This is a genomic window from Anoxybacillus sp. B2M1 (assembly GCF_001634265.1).
Taxonomy (GTDB): Bacteria; Bacillota; Bacilli; order Bacillales; family Anoxybacillaceae; genus Anoxybacteroides; species Anoxybacteroides rupiense.
In genome coordinates this window covers 2,575,001-2,596,087 of sequence record NZ_CP015435.1, presented here as the reverse complement: position 1 = coordinate 2,596,087, position 21,087 = coordinate 2,575,001, and the positions used below count along the sequence as shown (strand labels likewise).

General features: G+C 41.1%; 23 protein-coding genes and 2 tRNA genes (1 of these 25 running past the window's edge). All 25 read left to right on the top strand.

What is annotated here, in order from left to right:
• Positions 1–13: 13 nt before the first annotated feature.
• On the top strand, positions 14–292 hold the full coding sequence (locus tag GFC28_RS12690; RefSeq protein ID WP_044742019.1) for an RNA-binding S4 domain-containing protein: 279 nt from the start codon (positions 14–16) through the stop codon (positions 290–292).
• Between the two features lie 73 nt (positions 293–365).
• The gene (gene yabP, locus GFC28_RS12685; RefSeq protein WP_044742018.1) at positions 366–668 is read left to right on the top strand and encodes a sporulation protein YabP; all 303 of its coding nucleotides are present in this window, start codon (positions 366–368) and stop codon (positions 666–668) included.
• A complete protein-coding gene (gene yabQ / locus GFC28_RS12680) occupies positions 665–1,276 on the top strand; it encodes a spore cortex biosynthesis protein YabQ (protein ID WP_044742017.1) in 612 nt (203 codons plus the stop codon). The genes yabP and yabQ overlap by 4 nt, the downstream gene beginning before the upstream one ends.
• 17 nt (positions 1,277–1,293) lie before the next feature.
• Entirely contained in the window at positions 1,294–1,665 is a 372-nt protein-coding gene (locus GFC28_RS12675; RefSeq protein WP_044742016.1) for an FtsB family cell division protein, read from the top strand.
• Between the two features lie 115 nt (positions 1,666–1,780).
• Complete coding sequence (locus GFC28_RS12670) at positions 1,781–2,179, top strand: S1 domain-containing RNA-binding protein (RefSeq protein WP_044742015.1); 399 nt, start codon at positions 1,781–1,783, stop codon at positions 2,177–2,179.
• Between the two features lie 308 nt (positions 2,180–2,487).
• Positions 2,488–2,561, top strand: a tRNA-Met gene (locus GFC28_RS12665).
• A 12-nt stretch (positions 2,562–2,573) separates the two neighbouring features.
• Positions 2,574–2,645, top strand: a tRNA-Glu gene (locus tag GFC28_RS12660).
• Positions 2,646–2,841: 196 nt separating this feature from the next.
• Positions 2,842–5,319: a stage II sporulation protein E gene (gene spoIIE, locus GFC28_RS12655; RefSeq protein ID WP_044743278.1), complete on the top strand. Its 2,478-nt coding sequence runs from the start codon at positions 2,842–2,844 to the stop codon at positions 5,317–5,319.
• A gap of 61 nt (positions 5,320–5,380) precedes the next feature.
• Complete coding sequence (locus tag GFC28_RS12650) at positions 5,381–6,121, top strand: VWA domain-containing protein (RefSeq protein WP_044743279.1); 741 nt, start codon at positions 5,381–5,383, stop codon at positions 6,119–6,121.
• On the top strand, positions 6,087–7,070 hold the full coding sequence (locus tag GFC28_RS12645; RefSeq protein ID WP_082063646.1) for a protein kinase domain-containing protein: 984 nt from the start codon (positions 6,087–6,089) through the stop codon (positions 7,068–7,070). The genes GFC28_RS12650 and GFC28_RS12645 overlap by 35 nt, the downstream gene beginning before the upstream one ends.
• An 86-nt stretch (positions 7,071–7,156) precedes the next feature.
• Positions 7,157–8,548 carry a tRNA lysidine(34) synthetase TilS gene (tilS, locus tag GFC28_RS12640; protein ID WP_044743281.1) on the top strand — a complete coding sequence of 464 codons (1,392 nt, stop codon included), beginning with the start codon at positions 7,157–7,159 and terminating at the stop codon, positions 8,546–8,548.
• A gap of 22 nt (positions 8,549–8,570) precedes the next feature.
• Entirely contained in the window at positions 8,571–9,116 is a 546-nt protein-coding gene (gene hpt / locus GFC28_RS12635; RefSeq protein WP_044743282.1) for a hypoxanthine phosphoribosyltransferase, read from the top strand.
• 91 nt (positions 9,117–9,207) lie between these two features.
• Positions 9,208–11,100 carry an ATP-dependent zinc metalloprotease FtsH gene (gene ftsH / locus GFC28_RS12630; RefSeq protein WP_044743283.1) on the top strand — a complete coding sequence of 631 codons (1,893 nt, stop codon included), beginning with the start codon at positions 9,208–9,210 and terminating at the stop codon, positions 11,098–11,100.
• 193 nt (positions 11,101–11,293) lie between these two features.
• Complete coding sequence (locus tag GFC28_RS12625) at positions 11,294–12,067, top strand: type III pantothenate kinase (protein ID WP_044743293.1); 774 nt, start codon at positions 11,294–11,296, stop codon at positions 12,065–12,067.
• A gap of 15 nt (positions 12,068–12,082) precedes the next feature.
• Positions 12,083–12,973, top strand: coding sequence for an Hsp33 family molecular chaperone HslO (gene hslO, locus GFC28_RS12620; RefSeq protein WP_044743284.1), 891 nt, complete (start codon positions 12,083–12,085; stop codon positions 12,971–12,973).
• 87 nt (positions 12,974–13,060) lie between these two features.
• On the top strand, positions 13,061–13,987 hold the full coding sequence (cysK, locus tag GFC28_RS12615; RefSeq protein ID WP_044743285.1) for a cysteine synthase A: 927 nt from the start codon (positions 13,061–13,063) through the stop codon (positions 13,985–13,987).
• A gap of 98 nt (positions 13,988–14,085) precedes the next feature.
• Complete coding sequence (gene trpE, locus GFC28_RS12610) at positions 14,086–15,501, top strand: anthranilate synthase component I (RefSeq protein ID WP_044743286.1); 1,416 nt, start codon at positions 14,086–14,088, stop codon at positions 15,499–15,501.
• Positions 15,502–15,507: 6 nt separating this feature from the next.
• Positions 15,508–16,086 carry an aminodeoxychorismate/anthranilate synthase component II gene (gene pabA, locus GFC28_RS12605; RefSeq protein ID WP_044743287.1) on the top strand — a complete coding sequence of 193 codons (579 nt, stop codon included), beginning with the start codon at positions 15,508–15,510 and terminating at the stop codon, positions 16,084–16,086.
• Between the two features lie 3 nt (positions 16,087–16,089).
• Positions 16,090–16,968 carry an aminodeoxychorismate lyase gene (gene pabC, locus GFC28_RS12600; protein ID WP_044743288.1) on the top strand — a complete coding sequence of 293 codons (879 nt, stop codon included), beginning with the start codon at positions 16,090–16,092 and terminating at the stop codon, positions 16,966–16,968.
• Positions 16,965–17,798 (top strand): dihydropteroate synthase, encoded by an 834-nt coding sequence (gene folP / locus GFC28_RS12595; protein ID WP_044743289.1) that lies wholly within the window; start codon positions 16,965–16,967, stop codon positions 17,796–17,798. The genes pabC and folP overlap by 4 nt, the downstream gene beginning before the upstream one ends.
• Complete coding sequence (gene folB / locus GFC28_RS12590) at positions 17,791–18,150, top strand: dihydroneopterin aldolase (protein ID WP_044743294.1); 360 nt, start codon at positions 17,791–17,793, stop codon at positions 18,148–18,150. Before folP ends, folB begins: the two co-directional genes overlap by 8 nt.
• A complete protein-coding gene (gene folK, locus GFC28_RS12585; protein ID WP_044743290.1) occupies positions 18,151–18,678 on the top strand; it encodes a 2-amino-4-hydroxy-6-hydroxymethyldihydropteridine diphosphokinase in 528 nt (175 codons plus the stop codon).
• Positions 18,630–18,872, top strand: coding sequence for a helix-turn-helix domain-containing protein (locus GFC28_RS12580; RefSeq protein ID WP_066151163.1), 243 nt, complete (start codon positions 18,630–18,632; stop codon positions 18,870–18,872). Before folK ends, GFC28_RS12580 begins: the two co-directional genes overlap by 49 nt.
• Entirely contained in the window at positions 18,865–19,866 is a 1,002-nt protein-coding gene (dusB, locus tag GFC28_RS12575) for a tRNA dihydrouridine synthase DusB (protein ID WP_044743291.1), read from the top strand. Before GFC28_RS12580 ends, dusB begins: the two co-directional genes overlap by 8 nt.
• An 85-nt stretch (positions 19,867–19,951) precedes the next feature.
• Positions 19,952–21,087, top strand: partial view of a lysine--tRNA ligase gene (gene lysS, locus GFC28_RS12570; RefSeq protein WP_044743292.1) — the 5' portion only. It continues 349 nt past the right edge of the window; only the first 1,136 of its 1,485 coding nucleotides appear in the window; it begins with the start codon at positions 19,952–19,954; its stop codon lies off the right edge, out of view.

The window sequence follows — 21,087 nt, the reverse complement described above, 5'->3', positions numbered from 1 at the left end:
AGGAGGAAGGCTAATGCGGCTTGATAAGTTTTTGAAGGTATCACGCCTTATTAAAAGGCGGACCTTAGCGAAAGAAGTGGCAGAGCAAGGGCGTATCGCGATCAACGATACCATTGCAAAGGCTAGCTCAACAGTGAAAATAGGGGATGAAGTGACGATTCAATTTGGACAGAAAAAATTGACTGTTAAAATTACTGATTTAAAAGAAACGACAAAAAAAGAAGAAGCGTCGCAGCTTTATGAAATTATAAAGGAAGAGCGTATCGAAGCGGAACTCCCACAAAATGAATGATGATAGCTTGTTCTAAAATGTCCCTCGCATTCATACATATGGTACAAATGTGAGATGATTGCGGGGGATGAATATGAGCCAACATTACGAAGGAATGAACAATAAAGGAGCTGTGCAAGAGCATGATGTGGTGATGCGGGGGCGCCGGCTTTTAGATATTACGGGTGTCAAGCAGGTAGAAAGCTTTGACAGCGAAGAGTTTTTGTTGGAAACAGTGATGGGATTTTTGTCTATTCGGGGACAAAACTTGCAAATGAAAAACTTAGATGTTGATAAAGGAATTGTTTCCATCAAGGGGAAAATTTTCGATTTGATTTATTTAGATGAACATCATCAGGAGAAAGCTAAAGGATTCTTTAGCAAGTTGTTCAAATGAGTGTAACCACTCAACTCGAAACGATGCTTGCTATGATTGGAATGGGCGGTTGGCTCGGCCTGTCGATCGACACATATAGCCGCTTTTTACAACGCCGGAAGCGGGCTCGTTTCATCGTTTTTATTAATGATGTTTTATTCTGGCTCCTCCAAGGTCTCATTATTTTTTATGTATTATTGCTTGTCAATGAAGGGGAACTGCGAGTTTATATTTTTTTAGCTATTTTATGTGGTTATGCCGCTTATCAAAGCTTGTTGCGCGCCCTATATTTGCGGCTATTAGAAATGTTAATCCGCTTTTTTACAGCATTGTTCCGCTTTTTTGTCAGGACATGCTATTATGTAGTGGTTCGCCCTCTACAAGGGCTTCTGCATCTATTACTGCTGCTTTTGCTTGTGATATGGAAATTGATTCTTTCGACATGTAAACTGCTCTATCGTTGTGCCATTTTTTTGCTAATGCCTGTTTTTTGGCTGATAAAATGGCTTTGGATGATGGTTCCGCTTAAGCAAAGAGAGAAAATAGCTAAATTTTTTGATTGGGCGGCAGGAGTTGTGCAAAGAGTCAAGAATATCATCATAAAAAGGAGCTCTAAATTCCGAAAATAGGAGTGGAGGTATAAAATGTGAGTGCTTTACATAAAAACAATGTGAAAAAGCTTCATTCTTCATATGCTCTAGCACACGAAGAAAAAGAAAGGAAAACGGCAAAAAGACGGCGTATGGTTGTTATTCGTTTTGCTTTTTTATGTGCGGTGCTCATGGCGCTGTCCACTGTATTTTTATATTCTCTCCACTCTCAGTCCGCAGATATTGAGGCGAAGGTAAAAGAGCAGCAGAAGCTCGAGAAACAATTAAAAGCGTTGGAGAAGCAGCAAAAGCAATTGGAGGACGAAATTAAAAAGCTGCATGACGATGACTATATTGCGGAACTGGCCCGAAAAAAGTATTATTTATCAAAAGAAGGGGAAATCATATTTGCTGTTCCGAAAAAATAATCAGCGAATCCCTCAAGACATGGGCATTGAGCTTATTGACACCTGTTTTTCGCATTCGTTATAATAAAGAAAATAATTTTTACTTTTTTAATGATTAAGGAGGAGCACTTTTTTTATGTCAATTGAAGTAGGCAGCAAGTTACAAGGCAAAGTAACGGGAATTACAAAATTCGGAGCGTTTGTGGAGCTGCCAGACGGCGTAACAGGCTTGGTGCATATTAGCGAAGTAGCCGATAATTATGTAAAAGATATTAATGACCATCTTAAAGTCGGCGATGTGGTAGATGTCAGAGTCATTAATGTTGAAAAAGACGGAAAAATCGGCTTGTCGATTAAAAAGGCAAAAGAATCGCAGTCTTCACAGCGCCCGCGTACGAAAGTAAATGATCGTGCCGCAAAAGAGAGTTTCGAACAAAAAATCAGCCGCTTTTTAAAAGAAAGCGAAGATCGTTTAGCCTCTATAAAACGTCATACTGAATCAAAACGAGGAGGTCGTGGCGCGAGACGCGGTTGACTTGCTGCTGAATTACCATAATAATCGGGCAGATAAGTAAATGATGAACGTATAGAAGCATCCAGCTTATGGATGCTTTTTCTATGTCGCATCTGATGAAGGTCATACAAACTCAAGCGGCTGACATGCGTAAATGTGGCTTGTTCTGTCAAGGAATACAGGGATCATCATGCGATAGACAGCGATGCTTGTTATGTAAGTACAGGCAAGGCAGAACAGTGGCCATATTCCTTTTTGCATTCAAAAAATAGATAAAAAAATATTGACAAAAGAAAGGTAGAAAATTAAAATTATAATTGTCGTTATATGGCGGCGTAGCTCAGCTGGCTAGAGCGTACGGTTCATACCCGTGAGGTCGGGGGTTCGATTCCCTCCGCCGCTATCATAAAAATAAGGCCCGTTGGTCAAGTGGTTAAGACACCGCCCTTTCACGGCGGTAACACGGGTTCGAATCCCGTACGGGTCACTACAGGAGGATGCTTCCTAGCAATAGGAAGCATCCTTTTTTATTTTTTTCAAACAAGGCAGAGCCTGTATCATTATGGCAAGTGAGCATGAAATTCGTCGAACAGTTTTTTATACAGCGTTCCTTTTTTGACAAATTTTTGATAATTCAGGAGATATAATAGGGCTAATAGAAAAAACAAAGGAGTGGTTCGGAAGTGGAAAGAATTGAAAGTCGTTTAATCAACCAAATTTCAGAGGTGCCGCTTAACAACACACCAGCTATTTTCTCACGTTGGACGAAGCATTTGAAATTAAGGTTAGGGCATTTGTTTATTCATAAAGGATTTCTATTATTAGTCATTGGTTTTTTGCTTGGGCGCGCGCTCATTTTATCAAAGCTGATTCCATTTGCTTTGCCATTTTTTGTGTCTGTTTATATGATGCGCCGTGAAAAAGCAGGGTTAGCTTTTATTGCTTTAGTAGCAGGATCACTAACGGTATCATTTGAAACGGCGTTGTTTGTTTTGGGAGGGATGGTTAGCTTTTTGCTGCTCTATCCATTCATTAAGAAATTTTTTGATGAATCACTGAAAACGCTCCCTGTTGTTGTATTTTGTCTCTCTTTTTCTACAAAATTGGCGGTTATTTACCTTTTATCGGGTACACCGACAATGTACGAAAATATCATGGCTTTGATTGAAGCTGGTCTTGGGTTTGTCCTTACTCTAATTTTTCTGCAAAGCATTCCTCTGTTAACCATGCAAAAATATAAGCAATCATTAAGATCTGAGGAAATTATTTCTCTCGTTATTTTACTTGCTTCGATGCTAACAGGTACGATTGGTTGGCAGCTATCTGATTTATCTGCTGAGTATATTTTATCCCGTTATCTCGTATTACTATTTGCTTTTGTGGCAGGTACAACAGTTGGTTCGACAGTAGGAGTAGTAACAGGACTGATTTTAAGCTTAGCGAATGTGGACAATTTATATGAAATGGGATTGCTTGCATTTGCTGGGCTTTTAGGCGGCTTATTGAAAGAAGGCAAGAAAATTGGTGCTGCTTTTGGAATGCTTGTTGCTACTTTATTGATCGGATTGTATGGAAACGGAAAAATGGATGTCGTTCCAACCATATTGGAATCTTGCGTTGCGACATTGTTGTTTCTGCTTACTCCTAGCTCGTTAATAGAAAAGGTAGCCAAGTATGTACCTGGCACTGTCGAGTATATGAATGAACAACAGCAATATGTGCGGAAAGTGCGCGATGTGACTGCTCAGAGAGTTTCGCAATTTTCCCGTGTGTTTCAGGCATTGGCTAACAGTTTTTCTAGCGATCGGCTTCTTTCAGATCATGAATATAGCGAAAAAGAGGTTGACTATTTCCTTAGCAATATTGCTGAGAAAACATGCCAAACATGCTTTAGGAAAGAACAATGCTGGTCTCAACAGTTTGATACAACATATGATTATATGAAACAGATTATGACAGAGGCTGAGACAGGAAATCTCATGCAAAACCATAAACTTTTGCGTGAATGGGATCGCTACTGCATGAAGGCCAAAAAAATGGTTGAAGTGATGGAAAAGGATGTTGCGATTTATCAAGCTAATCAAAAACTGCGAAAGCAAATTCAAGAGAGCCGCAAGCTTGTGGCTGAACAACTTATGGGAGTTTCGCAAGTTATGGAAGATTTCGCTAAAGAGATTCAACGGGAGCGCGAAAATCATTATTTACAGGAGGAACAAATTTTCCACGCGTTGCAGGAGTTTGGCATCGAGGTGGGGCATGTTGATATTTATAGTTTGGAAAAAGGAAATATTGATATTGAGATGAGCATTCCATATTGCGAGGGGCGAGGGGAATGTGAAAAATTAATCGCGCCGATGCTTTCTGATATTTTAGATGAAACCATTGTTGTCAAAAGAGAGGAGTGTGCCGCCTATCCAAATGGATATTGCCGTGTTGCATTCGGATCAACGAAAGCTTTTGTTGTCGAAACAGGGGTAGCGTTTGCAGCAAAAGGAGGGGGATTTGTTTCTGGTGATAGTTATTCCATGATTGAGCTTGGCGCAGGAAAATATGCGATTGCAATCAGCGATGGGATGGGGAATGGAGAAAGAGCGCATAATGAAAGCAATGAAACGCTTCGGTTATTGCAAAAAATTTTACAAACAGGTATTGATGAAACAGTAGCCATTAAGTCGATTAATTCGATTCTTTCACTGAGAACGACGGATGAAATTTTTTCAACACTTGATTTAGCGATTATTGATCTGCAAAATGCGGCCACGAAATTTTTGAAAATCGGATCTATTCCTAGTTTTGTTAAAAGAGGAAATAAAGTGATAAAAATTGAATCAAGCAATTTACCAATAGGAATTATTAAAGAATTCGAATTTGAAATGGTTAGCGAGCAATTAAAAGCGGGCGATCTATTAATTATGATGAGCGATGGAGTATTTGAAGGGCCTTCCCATGTCGAGAATCATGAGCTATGGATGAAAAGAAAAATTACCGAATTGCAAACCAATGATCCACAAGAAGTAGCAGATTTAATCATGGAAGAGGTGATTCGAACTCGTTCTGGAAAAATCGAGGATGATATGACCGTAATCGTAGCTAAGATTAAGCATAATACGCCAAAATGGGCAACGATTCCGGCTTATATGTATGCGAAAAAAGCTCAATAAGTATAAAATTCTTTCATTCCGTCGATGATGGTAATACATCATTTGAGGAGGGGAATGAAAGGTGCGAAAAGGAACATTACGGCAAATTTTATTAATTACGGATGGTTGCTCCAACCACGGAGAAGATCCGATCGCAATGGCTTCTCTAGCTAAGGAGCAGGGAATTACAGTCAATGTCATTGGTGTGCTTGATCAAGATACGATTGATGAAAACGGCTTGCGTGAAATAGAAGGAATTGCAATGGCGGGAGGTGGAGTTAGTCAGGTTGTTTATGCTAAACAGCTATCACAAACCGTGCAAATGGTCACACGAAAAGCGATGACACAAACATTGCAAGGAGTGGTTAATAAAGAGCTAAAGCAGATTTTAGGTTCCGATACATCGTTAGAGGATCTGCCTCCAGAAAAGCGCGGAGAAGTCATGGAAGTTGTCGATGAACTCGGCGAAACGATTGAATTGGAAGTTTTAATATTAATAGACACAAGCGGAAGCATGAAAACCAAGCTGCCAACAGTCAAAGAAGCATTATTTGATTTATCGTTGAGCTTAAATGCCCGTACCGGAGATAACCAATTCTCTGTTTTCGTATTTCCTGGGAAACAAGGAAATGTAGAAAAAGTGATGGACTGGACACCTAATCTGGAGGCACTATCGTCCGTATTTCCGAAATTAACGTCTGGAGGACTTACACCGACAGGTCCTGCATTACGTGAAGCGGTTTCCTACTACTTCAATAAAAAACGTTCCTTAAGGAGTTTGATCTCTGGTGATGAATCATACTTTGAAGAATCATCTATGTAAGCTGCCGACTGGAACGATTATTACGGGAAAATGGCATCGCAAAGCATACAAAATGATTAAGCTGCTCGGCAACGGAGCAAATGGGGTTGTTTATTTGGCGGAAAGCCAAAAGGGGCTTGTGGCGATTAAATTAAGTGATAATAACACCACCATTTTATCTGAAGTAAATGTATTAAAACGTTTTTCCAAGGTCCAAGGAGCCGCCCTTGGGCCTTCTTTGCTAGACGTGGATGACTGGCTTGATCCCTCTACCAATCGCCTGACTCCTTTTTATGTAATGGAATATATTAAAGGAGAGGAGTTCTTTTCCTTTATTAAAAAAAGAGGAAAAGAATGGATGATCATTTTAATTTTGCAATTGCTATCTGCATTAGATAAGCTGCATAAAGAAGGCTGGGTATTTGGAGATTTAAAACCAGAGAATTTGCTAGTGGCAGGAATGCCACCAACTATTCGGCTACTTGATGTTGGCGGTACGACTTTGCAAGGAAGAGCAATTAAAGAATTTACTGAATTTTATGATCGGGGATATTGGGGACTTGGTTCACGAAAAGCAGACCCTGCTTATGATCTATTCGCAGTCGCAATGATGATGATTCATGTTTGCTATCCTACACAATTTACCAAAAAGGAAAATGCGCGTCAGCAGTTACTATCTATGATTGAAGCGGATGCGACATTGCGAAAATATCGCAAAGCCCTTATGAAAGCGATTGATGGAACCTATAAGCAAGCGATTGAAATGAAACGAGATCTGGTAGCAGCTATTCATCATTCTGATCTCCCGCCAAAAGAAAAGCATGTTCCTCCCCAAACAATTCCTTCATCAAGAAGCAGGAAAAAACGGCGGAAAGCAAAAAAGCGGCGAGGAGGAGTGATTGAAACGGCATTTATTGCTGCCATTTTATTATTCGTATACGTACTATACTTATATGGACAAGTTCTTTAAATTGACAAACCTTCTTTTTTGAGAAAATATTTCATTAATGATACGATAAATAATGAAGAAAATTGATAGAAGAGGGTTTTTGCTATATGCTTTCGACCGTCCGTTCCTTTATTCAGACGCATCAGCTGCTTGAGCCGAATTCGACTGTTGTAGTTGGTGTATCAGGTGGACCTGATTCTCTTGCTTTGCTACATTTTTTTTATACTATTCGGCATGAATGGAAAATCAAGCTTGTTGCTGCTCATGTAGATCATATGTTTCGCGGTCTACAATCAGAAGAAGATATGAATTTTGTGAAACATTTTTGCGCTCAGTTCGGTATTATATGTGAGGCAACACAAATTGACGTTCCTTCTTTCCAACGTCAGACCAAGATAGGTGTACAGGAGGCAGCTCGCATATGCCGTTACCGTTTTTTTCAGGAAATCATGGAGAAGCATTCTGCTTCTTATGTAGCGTTGGCGCATCATGGTGACGACCAAATTGAAACAATTTTAATGAGGCTTGTTCGTGGAAGTAGCCAGAAGGGATATGCTGGGATTCCGGTTAAGCGGCCCTTTCACGACGGTTATATCATCCGTCCATTTTTATGCATCAGTCGGGATGATATTGAAGCGTACTGTTATGATCATGGCCTTCAGCCTCGCTACGATGAAAGCAATACGAAAGATAGCTATACAAGAAACCGATTTCGCCACGTGCTCCTTCCTTTTTTGAAAAAAGAAAATCCGCGTGTCCATGAACGGTTTCAATATTATAGTGAAACGATGATGGAGGATGAAGCCTTTTTAGAGGAATTAACGGAGCAAGCGATGAATAAGGTAATGGAAAAGCAATCTGGCGAAATTACTTTGCGGATTCAGCCGTTTCAAGCGATGCCTAAGCCTTTACAAAGAAGAGGGATTCAACTAATATTGAACTGTCTTTATGATGGAAAGCCTTCCTCTTTGTCCTCGTTACATATAAAAAATGTGTTAGCCATTTTAAACAATAACCATCCTTCAGGCAGGCTGGATTTTCCAAATGGTCTAAAAATCATTCGTTCTTATGATAGCTGTACCTTCACGTTCCAAGAAAAGAAAACAGGGGCTTATATGGTCGAATTTGATGCAGCCATACCAACAACGTTGTATTTGCCAAATGGATGTGCAATCATAAGCGAATTTTGGGAACACTATCCGAGAGAGCGAAAGGGAAATGACATACTGGTTCTAGATCCAGAAACGCTTGAACTTCCTCTGCGTGTGCGAACAAGGCGCAAGGGTGATCGCATGACATTAAAAGGGATGAAGGGAACAAAAAAAATCAAGGATATTTTTATTGAAAAAAAAATCCCTTTGCATGAACGAGATAGCTGGCCTGTACTTGAAGATGGACAAGGGAGAATTTTGTGGCTTCCAAAGCTAAAAAAATCCGCTTTTGAAGCAACTGATGTTACAAAAATGCGATATCTTGTATTACACTATAAAGAGCAATGAACATCTAGGAGGAAAAAAGAAAATGGGGATGAATCAAGATATTCAAAAAGTTTTAGTGACACAGGAACAAATACAGGAAAAGGTAAAGGAGCTAGGTAAACTGCTTACAGAGGAATATGACGGACGGTTTCCGCTGGCTGTGGGCGTGTTAAAGGGGGCAATGCCTTTCATGTCGGATTTGCTAAAGCATATTGATACATACTTAGAAATGGATTTTATGGATGTGTCTAGCTATGGAAATGCGACGGTGTCATCTGGAGAAGTCAAAATCTTAAAAGATTTGAATACGTCTGTTGAAGGACGTGACATCTTAATTATCGAGGACATTATTGACAGCGGTCTGACCCTGAGTTACTTGGTAGAGCTGTTCCGCTACCGCAAAGCAAAATCGATCAAGATTGTGACGCTTTTAGATAAACCGGCTGGACGAAAAGCAGATATTGAAGCAGATTATGTTGGCTTTGTCGTTCCGGATGAGTTTGTGGTGGGGTATGGGCTAGACTATTGTGAAAAATATCGCAACCTTCCTTATATCGGTGTGTTAAAGCCTGAAGTATACAGCAAATAAAGCGGCAGTCCATACGGTGAATTGGTTGTGTTGGAATGATTTTCTATGGTACTATTGAATATAGCGTGTTTCATATGGGAGGAGGCAAGAAATGAATCGGATCTTCCGTAATACGATATTTTATTTACTAATTTTTCTCGTGGTCATTGGCGTTGTCAGCTTCTTTAATGGGAGCAACCAGCGGACTGAACCGATGACATACGATGCTTTTATTACCCATCTAGAAAACGGTGATGTCAAAACGTTTTCCATGAAGCCGGAACGTGGCGTATACGAGATTAGAGGCCAGCTAAAAGACTATCGTGAAGGCCAGTATTTTTCTACGTATGTAATGAACAGTGATCCTGTTTTAAACCGTATTGACGCGGCGGCTAAACGGACGAGAGTAGAAGTGATGCCGGCGGATGAAACAAGCGGTTGGGTGACGTTCTTTACGTCGATTATTCCGTTTGTTATCATTTTCATTTTATTTTTCTTCTTGCTGAATCAAGCGCAAGGCGGCGGTAGCCGAGTAATGAATTTCGGAAAAAGCCGCGCAAGACTTTATAACGAAGAAAAGAAAAAAGTGCGCTTCCGCGATGTGGCTGGCGCAGATGAAGAGAAGCAGGAACTTGTAGAGATTGTGGAATTTTTAAAAGACCCGAGAAAATTTGCCGAGTTGGGTGCTCGCATTCCAAAGGGAGTGCTGCTTGTTGGACCTCCTGGTACAGGGAAGACGTTGTTAGCTCGTGCGGTAGCTGGAGAAGCAGGAGTTCCGTTTTTCTCCATCAGCGGTTCGGACTTTGTAGAAATGTTTGTAGGTGTCGGTGCATCACGCGTGCGTGATTTGTTTGAAACTGCGAAAAAGAATGCGCCTTGTATTATTTTTATTGATGAAATCGATGCGGTCGGCCGTCAGCGTGGTGCGGGGCTTGGTGGTGGACATGATGAACGCGAGCAAACGCTGAACCAATTGCTTGTGGAAATGGATGGATTTAGCGGCAATGAAGGCATTATTATTATTGCGGCAACGAACCGTCCAGACATTCTTGATCCAGCATTGCTGCGCCCGGGCCGCTTTGACCGTCAAATCACGGTAGATCGCCCGGATGTGAAAGGGCGTGAAGCGGTGTTGCGAGTCCATGCCCGCAACAAACCATTGGATGAATCTGTTGATTTAAAAGCCATTGCTATGCGCACTCCAGGATTTTCTGGCGCTGATTTAGAGAATTTGCTCAATGAAGCAGCTCTCGTAGCTGCGCGGCAAAACAAAAAGAAAATTGATATGAGCGATATTGACGAAGCTACCGATCGCGTCATCGCCGGGCCGGCGAAAAAGAGCCGCGTGATTTCTGAGAAAGAGCGTCGCATTGTTGCTTACCATGAAGCGGGACATACGGTTATCGGCATGGTATTAGCTGATGCGGAAATGGTTCATAAAGTAACCATTGTGCCACGCGGGCAAGCAGGTGGCTATGCGGTAATGTTGCCAAAAGAAGATCGTTACTTTATGACCAAGCCAGAGTTGTTAGATAAAATTACTGGCTTGCTGGGCGGCCGTGTCGCTGAAGAAATCGTCTTTGATGAAGTGAGCACAGGAGCCCATAACGATTTTCAGCGTGCGACAAACATTGCTCGCCGGATGGTAACAGAGTTCGGAATGAGCGATAAGCTTGGCCCAATGCAGTTCGGCCAGTCTCATAGCCAAGTGTTTTTAGGCCGCGATTTGCATAGTGAGCAAAACTATAGCGATCAAATCGCATATGAAATTGACCTAGAAATCCAGCGAATTATTAAGGAATGCTATGATAAAGCCAAAAATATCCTAACAGAGCAACGGGATAAACTAGAGCTTATTGCCCAAACATTACTCCAAGTGGAAACGTTAGATGCCGAGCAAATTAAACATCTTTTTGAGCATGGAACGCTTCCGAATCGTACGGGAAATGGAGAGCAACAAGAAGACGTAAAAGTAAATATTCATACAAAGAAAGAAGAAGAATAAGATGTCTCTTTTTACAGAGGCATCTTTTTTCATCATATCAGAAATTACCGCCGGTTCTTTTTTTAGAAGTAAGGCGCTGTCTAGCTTCAAGCGCCATCGGTGGACACTTTGCGTGCTTCTACCTTACAGGCAATTTTTCTATTCTTATGGTATGATGGAAAGGCGAGAATGTGTGAAAAGTGGGGATGAAGCGATGATTTTTGTGTTAGATGTCGGAAATACTAATACTGTATTAGGGGTATATGATGGAGATGAGCTAAAGCATCATTGGCGTATTGAAACAAGCAGGGGAAAAACAGAAGATGAATATGGAATGACGATTAAAGCACTCCTTAATCATGTCGATCTTGATTTTTCTGATATTGATGGAATTATTATTTCTTCTGTTGTGCCGCCGATCATGTTTGCGCTTGAACGAATGTGTCACAAATATTTTCATATTAAACCACTCATTGTTGGACCAGGAATTAAGACAGGGCTCAATATTAAATATGATAACCCGAAAGAAGTAGGGGCAGACCGCATTGTCAATGCTGTTGCGGGTATCCACCTTTATGGAAGCCCGTTAATTATCGTTGACTTTGGAACTGCCACAACATATTGCTATATTAATGAACATAAACAATATATGGGGGGAGCGATTGCTCCGGGAATCACGATTTCAACAGAAGCTTTGTATTCTCGTGCTGCTAAATTGCCAAGGATTGAAATTGCGCGTCCAGATGATATTATTGGGAAAAATACTGTCAGTGCGATGCAGGCTGGTATACTATATGGTTATGTTGGACAGGTAGAAGGCATTGTATCACGAATGAAAGAAAAAAGTGCCATTCCTCCGAAGGTGATTGCAACTGGAGGGTTGGCTTCTTTGATTGCCAACGAATCGAACGTAATCGATGTCGTTGATCCATTTTTAACATTAAAAGGACTGCAGCTCCTTTATGTAAAAAATGCAGATAAAAAATAAGAAAAGGTGAATGAAATGTCAGACTACTTAGTAAAAGCTTTGGCTTATGATGGACAAGTAAGGGCGTATGCAGTACGAACCACAGCGACCGTTGGAGAGGCACAGCGACGTCACCAAACATGGCCAACGGCTTCTGCCGCTCTTGGCCGCGCTATGACAGCCGGTGTTATGATGGGAGCGATGCTAAAAGGAAATAGCAAGCTCACCATTAAAATCGAGGGTGGGGGCCCGCTTGGCGCCATTATGGTTGACAGCAATGCCCAGGGAGAAGTCAGAGGGTATGTGACCAATCCGCAAGTCCATTTTGACTTAAATCAGTACGGCAAATTAGATGTAGCCAGAGCAGTAGGGACAAACGGAACATTGACGATTGTGAAAGATCTAGGGCTGCGTGATTTTTTCACTGGTCAAGTTCCTCTTGTGTCTGGAGAGCTTGGAGAGGATTTCACATACTATTTTGTTTCGTCTGAGCAGGTGCCTTCCTCTGTTGGGGTTGGGGTACTTGTAAACCCTGATCATACAATCCTAGCAGCCGGCGGATTTATTATTCAGCTGATGCCTAATACAGAAGAACAAACGATTCATGAAATTGAACGAAGGCTTCAAGCCATTCCTCCGGTTTCAAAAATGATTGAAAAAGGAGTGACTCCTGAAGAGATTTTAGAAGAATTGCTAGGCAAAGGAAATGTAAAAATTCTTGAAACGCTTCCCGTTGCTTTTGTATGCAGCTGTTCACGAGAAAGAATTGCAAATGCCCTTATCAGCTTAGGCCCCGAAGAAATTCAAGCGATTATTGATGAAGAAGGGCAGGCTGAGGCAATGTGCCATTTTTGCAATGAAGCGTATCATTTTACAACACGGGAGCTATATGAATTAAAGAAAATGGCTGAATCGTCGACCGAGTAAAAAATTAAATAATTGACAATTGAGAAAATAGTTGATAAATTTTAAACAAATTCTATAAAATTACTCGGGATTAGGGGTGGATAAAAAATGGCACGTGCAGTAAACTCTATTACAGAATTAATCGGAGACACACCAGCAGTAAAATTAAATCGCATCGTGGACGAAGACAGCGCAGATGTATACGTAAAGCTGGAATTTATGAATCCAGGCAGCAGCGTGAAAGACCGTATTGCTTTAGCAATGATTGAAGCTGCTGAAAGAGAAGGAAAGCTAAAGCCAGGAGATACACTTATTGAGCCGACAAGCGGCAATACTGGAATTGGCTTAGCGATGGTAGCGGCTGCGAAAGGATATAAAGCCATTCTGGTCATGCCTGATACAATGAGCTTGGAACGCCGTAATCTATTGCGGGCATATGGTGCGGAGCTTATATTGACACCAGGCAGTGAAGGAATGCGAGGAGCGATCAACAAAGCGGAAGAGTTGGCTAAAGAACACGGCTATTTTATGCCGCAGCAATTTAAAAACGAAGCGAACCCGGAAATCCATCGAATTACGACAGGAAAAGAAATTGTAGAGCAAATGGGCGATCAGCTGGATGCGTTTATTGCTGGAATCGGTACTGGTGGAACCATTACAGGAGCTGGCGAGGTACTGCGTGAAGCCTACCCAAATATTAAAATTTATGCAGTAGAGCCTGCAGATTCCCCTGTGTTATCAGGAGGAAAACCGGGACCGCATAAAATTCAAGGCATTGGAGCTGGATTTGTCCCAGATATTTTAAATACGGATATTTACGATGAAGTCATTGCTGTGAAGACAGAGGAAGCATTTGAGGCTGCTCGCCGCGCTGCCCGCGAAGAAGGAATTTTAGGAGGCATTTCATCAGGGGCAGCTATCCATGCGGCGCTAAAGGTGGCCAAGCAGCTTGGAAAAGGAAAAAAAGTATTAGCAATTGTTCCAAGTAATGGAGAACGTTACTTAAGTACAGCGCTATATCAATTCGAAGAATAAGGAAAAGTCGCATATCTCGGCAGGGAGTACTCCCTGTCGAAATTTTTTTATAGTACAATAAGTATGGTGCAACAAAGGAAGGGAGGTATTGATCTTTTATGAGACAGAGGCGAATACTCAAAAAAAAGATTGCTTATCAGCATAAGGATTGGTTCAAACAATATCAATGGCTCGCACAAGCTGAGCCTTATCATATTTTGCTAGAAAGTGGACGTTCCGGGCGTTACAGCATTATCGGCTTGCGCCCAGCCGGAATGGTACAAGGAAGCGGACAGGAGCTTTTGCTTCGCTATCGAGGAGAAGAAATGAAGCTACAAGGAAATCCGTTACATTTACTAAAGCAATGGTTTGCGCAATGGAAGACGGATTTTGATGATGATGGTCCCGATTTTCAAGGAGGATTGATGGGCTATGTTAGCTATGATTGTGTCCGCTATATCGAACGCCTTCCTTCCCAAGCAGAGGATGATCTTAAAGTTCCAGATCTTTATTTTTTAATTTTTGACGATATTGTTGTTTATGATCATGAGGAACAAGCTCTGCATCTCATTGTTCATTATGTAGAGGAAGAACAAGAAGATGCACAAAAGCGTCTTTCGCTTTATGAATTCTTATGGTTACAGGAGAGCAAGCAGCCGAATGGGTGGTTTTTTACTCCAAAGGCGCAAAGCGAATCTGTTTCCATGACAGAAACGGAGTTTATGGAGGCGGTTGAAAAAGTTCGGCAATATATCGGGCAAGGAGATGTGTTTCAAGTCAACCTGTCAGTGCGGCAATCCAAGCCTTTGTTCACACATCCATTTCACATTTATGAAAAGCTGCGTCTGTTAAATCCTTCTCCATATATGGGGTACCTTCATTTTCCGGAATTTCAGGTGGTGAGCGGCTCACCAGAATTGCTCATAAAAAAGCGGAAATCTCGTCTGAGTACAAGACCGATTGCGGGGACACGTTCGCGAGGCAGTACAGCGGAGGAGGATCAACAAATCGCTAATCAGTTGTTAGAAAACGAGAAAGAGCGAGCAGAGCATCTCATGCTTGTTGATTTAGAGCGCAATGATTTAGGCAGAGTATGCAAATATGGTACAGTAAAAGTAGATGAATGGATGACCATTGAAGCATATTCTCATGTCATGCATATTGTATCGCATGTATCAGGAGAAATGAAAAAGGAAAAAGATGTTTTTGATGTGATAAAGGCCGTATTTCCAGGCGGGACGATTACCGGGGCTCCAAAAGTGCGCACGATGGAAATCATTGAGGAATTAGAGCCAGTGCGACGCGGAATCTATACCGGATCAATTGGTTGGATCGGCTTTAATGGAGATATGGAGTTTAATATTGCGATTCGAACCATGATCGCCAAAGACGGGATGGCGCACGTACAAGCTGGCGCCGGGATTGTTATTGATTCTCGTCCACCGCATGAATACAAAGAATGTTTGAAAAAAGCAAGAGCCCTGTGGCAAGCAAAAGAGATGAGCGAAGCAGAGCGATTATTTATGACGAGGTGAGAAAAGATGATTTTAATGATCGATAACTATGATTCATTTACGTACAATTTAGTTCAATATTTAGGAGAATTAGGTGAGGAGTTAATTGTCAAACGAAATGATGAGATCGATGTGCAGGGCATACAACAATTGAATCCTGATTTTCTAATGATCTCCCCTGGGCCATGCAGTCCGAATGAAGCGGGGGTCAGCTTGGCAGCCATTGAGCACTTCGCTGGCAAAATTCCTATTTTCGGAGTGTGTCTCGGCCATCAATCCATTGCACAAGTATTTGGCGGGGAAGTGGTTCGCGCGGAAAAGCTGATGCATGGAAAAACATCACAAATCTTACATGATGGAAAAACGATTTTTTCGGAGGTTCCAAATCCATTTACAGCTACCCGCTACCATTCATTAATTGTAAAAAAAGAAACATTGCCTGAATGCTTTGACATTTCAGCGTGGACAGAAGACGACGAGATTATGGCAATCCGTCATAAAACGCTGCCTATAGAGGGGGTTCAGTTTCATCCAGAGTCGATCATGACTGTATATGGGATGGAGCTTTTGAACAATTTTATTCAAACATATAAAAGGAATCGATAATCCATGTATGTATATATAAATGGTGAAGTTATTCCGAATGAACAGGCCCGTATTTCGCCATTTGATCACGGCTTTATGTATGGATTAGGAGTCTTTGAAACCTTTCGTACTTATAATCGTCATCCGTTTTTACTGGATGACCATCTTGCACGCCTTCATAAAAGTTTAGTGGATATGCAAATCCGTTTTTCAGTTAGCCGGGAAGAGACAATCGCAATCATTCAGCAGCTATTAGCAGCTAATCGCTTAGAAGATGCTTATATTCGCTTAAATATCTCAGCGGGAATTGGCGATATTGGTTTGCAAATCGATGCATATACTGAGCCGACTGTTATTGTATATATGAAATCATTACCGGAAATAGCTGTAAAAGAAAAAATGGGTACCATTTTAAAAACAAGGAGAAATAGTCCTGAGGGAGAAACGCGTCTTAAATCGCATCATTATTTTAATAATGTGCTTGGTAAGCGCGAGATGAGAAACCATCCTCACATGGAAGGGATTTTTCTGAATGATTATGGCTTTCTTGCTGAAGGAATTGTCTCCAATCTGTTTTGGGTGAAAGACGGAATTGTATATACTCCAGCGCTAGAAACAGGAATTTTAAATGGAGTTACACGACAGTTTGTCATGGCTATGCTCGGCGTTTCAGGAATTCGCTGTGAAGAAGGACTTTACACCTTAAAGGATTTAGAACAAGCAGAAGAGGTATTTTTAACGAACTCAATTCAAGAAATTGTTCCCGTTTCGCGAATCGATCATTTCGTTTATCCGGGTGAACGCGGCGTCTTTGTTCAATCTTTGAAGGCCCATTATGCTCGCTTCACACATTCTTTATGGACAAGATATCAATTAACAGAAAGGATCAGTATGGAAAAATGAATGTGATTCAGTGTGGACCGTATACACTTGATATAAAGCAAAAAACAATCATCATGGGAATTTTAAATGTAACACCTGATTCATTTTCGGATGGAGGAAAATTTAATGCAATCGATCGCGCTGTTGAACATGCCAAGCAATTGGTAGATGCTGGAGCAGATATTATTGATATTGGGGGGGAATCGACGCGCCCCGGAGCTGAGAAAATAGCACTAGAAGAAGAATTAAAACGAGTGATACCTGTAGTAAAAGCGTTGGCCAATGAAATAAAGGTTCCTATTTCTGTAGACACTTACAAGGCAGAAGTAGCGAAGCAAGCTATTGAGGCGGGAGCGCATATAATTAACGATATATGGGGGGCTAAAGCCGATACGAAAATGGCAGAAGTAGCTGCCCATTATCAAGTGCCGATTATTTTAATGCATAATCGCCATCAAGTAGATTATAGAGACTTAATTAACGATATGATTTCCGATCTGTTGGAAAGTGTGGAGTTAGCCAAAAAAGCTGGGGTGAAGGACGAAAATATTATTTTAGACCCGGGCATCGGATTTGCAAAAACAGCCGAGCATAATTTGCAAGTCATGAGACATTTGGACAAGTTTGTACAATTAGGCTATCCATTGTTATTAGGAACATCGCGAAAATCATTTATCGGCCATGTTCTTGATTTGCCAGTTCATGAGCGTATGGAAGGGACGGGAGCCACGATTTGTTTAGGGATTGCGAAAGGGGTTCACATCGTTCGTGTCCACGATGTTCAGCCGATCGCTAGAATGGCAAAAATGATGGATGCCATGATAGGCAAAGGGGGCGATGGTCATCGATAAAATTTATCTAAACGCAATGGAGTTTTATGGATATCACGGGGCCATCCCAGAAGAAAATAGATTGGGGCAGCGATTTATAGTGGATTTAGTGATTGAGACAGACTTGAAAAAAGCAGGAGAAAGCGATTGTTTAGATGATACGATTAATTATGCCGCTCTATATGAAATATGCCGTGAAATCGTCGAGGAGCAGCGCTTTAAACTGATTGAGGCGGTAGCGGAACAAATTGCTTGCCGTGTTTTATCTGCGTTTTCTTCGATTCTGCAATGCACGGTCAAAGTTGTAAAGCCGAACCCGCCTATTAAAGGCCATTACCAATCTGTAGCGGTAGAAATAGTAAGGAGACGTTAAATGGAAAACTGCGCATATATTGCCTTGGGATCTAATATTGGACAACGTATGCTTTATTTATACAAAGCTGTTCAAAAACTAGCGGAACATCCGCAAATCTCTGTGATTCAAACTTCTTCTATTTATGAAACGGATCCGGTTGGCTACATCCAACAGAACAAATTTTTAAATATGGTTGTGCAAATTCAGACATTGCTATCTCCTTTTGAACTATTGGAAGAAACGCAAAAAATTGAGCAGGAGCTTGGGCGAAAACGAGAGATTCGCTGGGGACCGCGTACGATAGACCTTGACATTTTATTATATAATCATGAAAATATTGAAACAGAACGACTTACCATTCCGCATCCGCGAATGGCAGAAAGAGCGTTTGTATTAGTCCCGTTGTTTGAGCTTAATGAGAGAATATACATTCCAAATTTGAATGGTGATTTATCGTTATGTATAGATCAATTATTAAATAAAGAAGGGGTATATTTATGGAAGCAGAAAAGTGGGGGAGACGTATTCGCGCTTTTCGAAAGCTAAAAGGCTACACACAAGAGAGATTTGCCAAACAGTTGGGCATTTCTGTATCGGTGTTAGGGGAAATTGAACGAGGCAATCGCTTGCCGACAGAACAGTTTTTGCAAATGGTAGCTCAATGCTTAAACATTACGGTTGAGGAACTCTCGCCACCAGAGATCATAGCGGGAGAAGAAAGGAGGGCAAGAAATGTTTAAAATTGGTGATGTTCAGATCAATAACCGTGTTGTTCTAGCGCCAATGGCAGGAGTGTGTAATTCTGCGTTCCGCCTGACGGTGAAGGAATTTGGTGCGGGTTTGGTCTGCGCAGAAATGGTCAGTGATAAAGGAATTTTGTTCAATAATGAAAAAACATTAAATATGCTTTATATTGATGAACGTGAAAAGCCGCTAAGTTTGCAAATTTTTGGCGGAGAGAAGGAAACGCTTGTCGAGGCAGCGAAATTTGTCGATAAAAATACAAATGCTGATATTATTGATATTAATATGGGATGTCCTGTTCCAAAAATCACAAAATGTGACGCTGGAGCTAAATGGTTGCTAGATCCGAATAAAATTTATGATGTCGTAAGTGCTGTCGTCGATGCGGTTGAAAAACCTGTAACAGTAAAAATGCGTATCGGCTGGGACGAAGATCATATTTATGCAGTGGAAAATGCCCAAGCAGTAGAGCGCGCAGGCGGCAAGGCTGTTGCTGTTCACGGGAGAACAAGAGTGCAAATGTACGAAGGAAAAGCAGATTGGAATATCATTAAACAGGTAAAAGAAGCTGTTAATATTCCGGTGATTGGAAATGGAGACGTACAAACTCCTCAAGATGCCAAAAGAATGCTTGATGAAATAGGCGTTGACGGTGTTATGATCGGTCGTGCTGCTTTGGGAAATCCATGGATGATTTATCGAACAGTTCGCTATTTAGAAACTGGAGAATTGATACCAGAGCCATCTGTCCGAGAAAAAATAGATGTGTGCATTTTGCATTTAGATCGTCTCATTGCTTTAAAAAATGAGCATATTGCAGTCAAAGAAATGCGCAAACACGCCGCTTGGTATTTAAAAGGCGTACGTGGAAATGCAAGGGTAAGAAATGCCATTAACGAATGCAATACTCGGGAAGAGCTGGTCAGTCTTTTAAGACAGTTTGTTGAAGAAGTAGAAGCAAAACAACAGAGTGATGCGCAGGCTGTGTAAGTGAAGGAATATATGTCATGACTATTTACTGTCAGCCTTTGCTGACAGTATTTTTAATAAATTAAAAAAATGGAGTGAATGGAATATGAGTCACGAAGAATTGAATGACCAATTACGAGTACGTCGAGAAAAACTAAGCAAACTAAGACAGAAGGGTATTGACCCATTTGGAAAACGATTTGAACGCACGCATAAAGCCGAAGAGCTTTTTGAATTATATGGGGATTTATCAAAAGATGAATTGGAAGAAAAGAAGATCCAGGTAGCCATTGCAGGCCGCATTATGACAAAAAGGGGAAAAGGGAAAGCTGGATTTGCCCATATTCAAGATTTGACAGGTCAAATTCAAATTTATGTGCGAAAAGATGATGTTGGTGAAGAACAATATGAAATATTTGATACTTCCGATCTAGGAGATATCGTTGGTGTTCAAGGAACCGTTTTTAAAACTAAAGTAGGCGAATTGTCGATTAAAGTATCCGCTTATGAGTTGCTAACAAAGTCTTTGCGGCCTCTTCCAGAAAAATATCATGGCTTGAAGGATATTGAACAGCGTTATCGTCAGCGTTATCTGGATTTAATTGTAAATCCAGAAAGCAAAAATACATTTATTACTCGTAGTTTAATTATTCAATCGATGCGTCGTTATTTAGATACGCATGGATATTTGGAAGTAGAGACACCGATGATGCATTCCATCGCTGGAGGAGCAGCGGCGCGTCCGTTTATTACGCATCATAATGCTCTAGATATCCCGCTATATATGCGGATCGCCATTGAATTGCATTTGAAACGGCTTATTGTAGGTGGATTAGAAAAAGTATATGAAATTGGCCGTGTATTCCGCAATGAAGGAGTTTCTACACGACATAATCCAGAATTCACGATGCTTGAGTTATATGAAGCGTATGCGGATTATCAAGATATTATGAACCTGACGGAAAATATGATTGCCCATATCGCTCAAGAAGTACTAGGTACAACAAAAATTCAATACGGAGAGCACGAAGTAGACTTAACCCCACAATGGAAACGGCTTCACATGGTGGATGCTATTAAAGAATATGTGGGAGTAGATTTTTGGCAGCAAATGGCGGATGAGCAAGCTCGCGAATTGGCAAAACAACATGGCGTGGAGGTAGCGCCACATATGACATTTGGTCATATTGTCAATGAGTTTTTCGAGCAAAAGGTAGAAGATAAACTCATTCAGCCGACTTT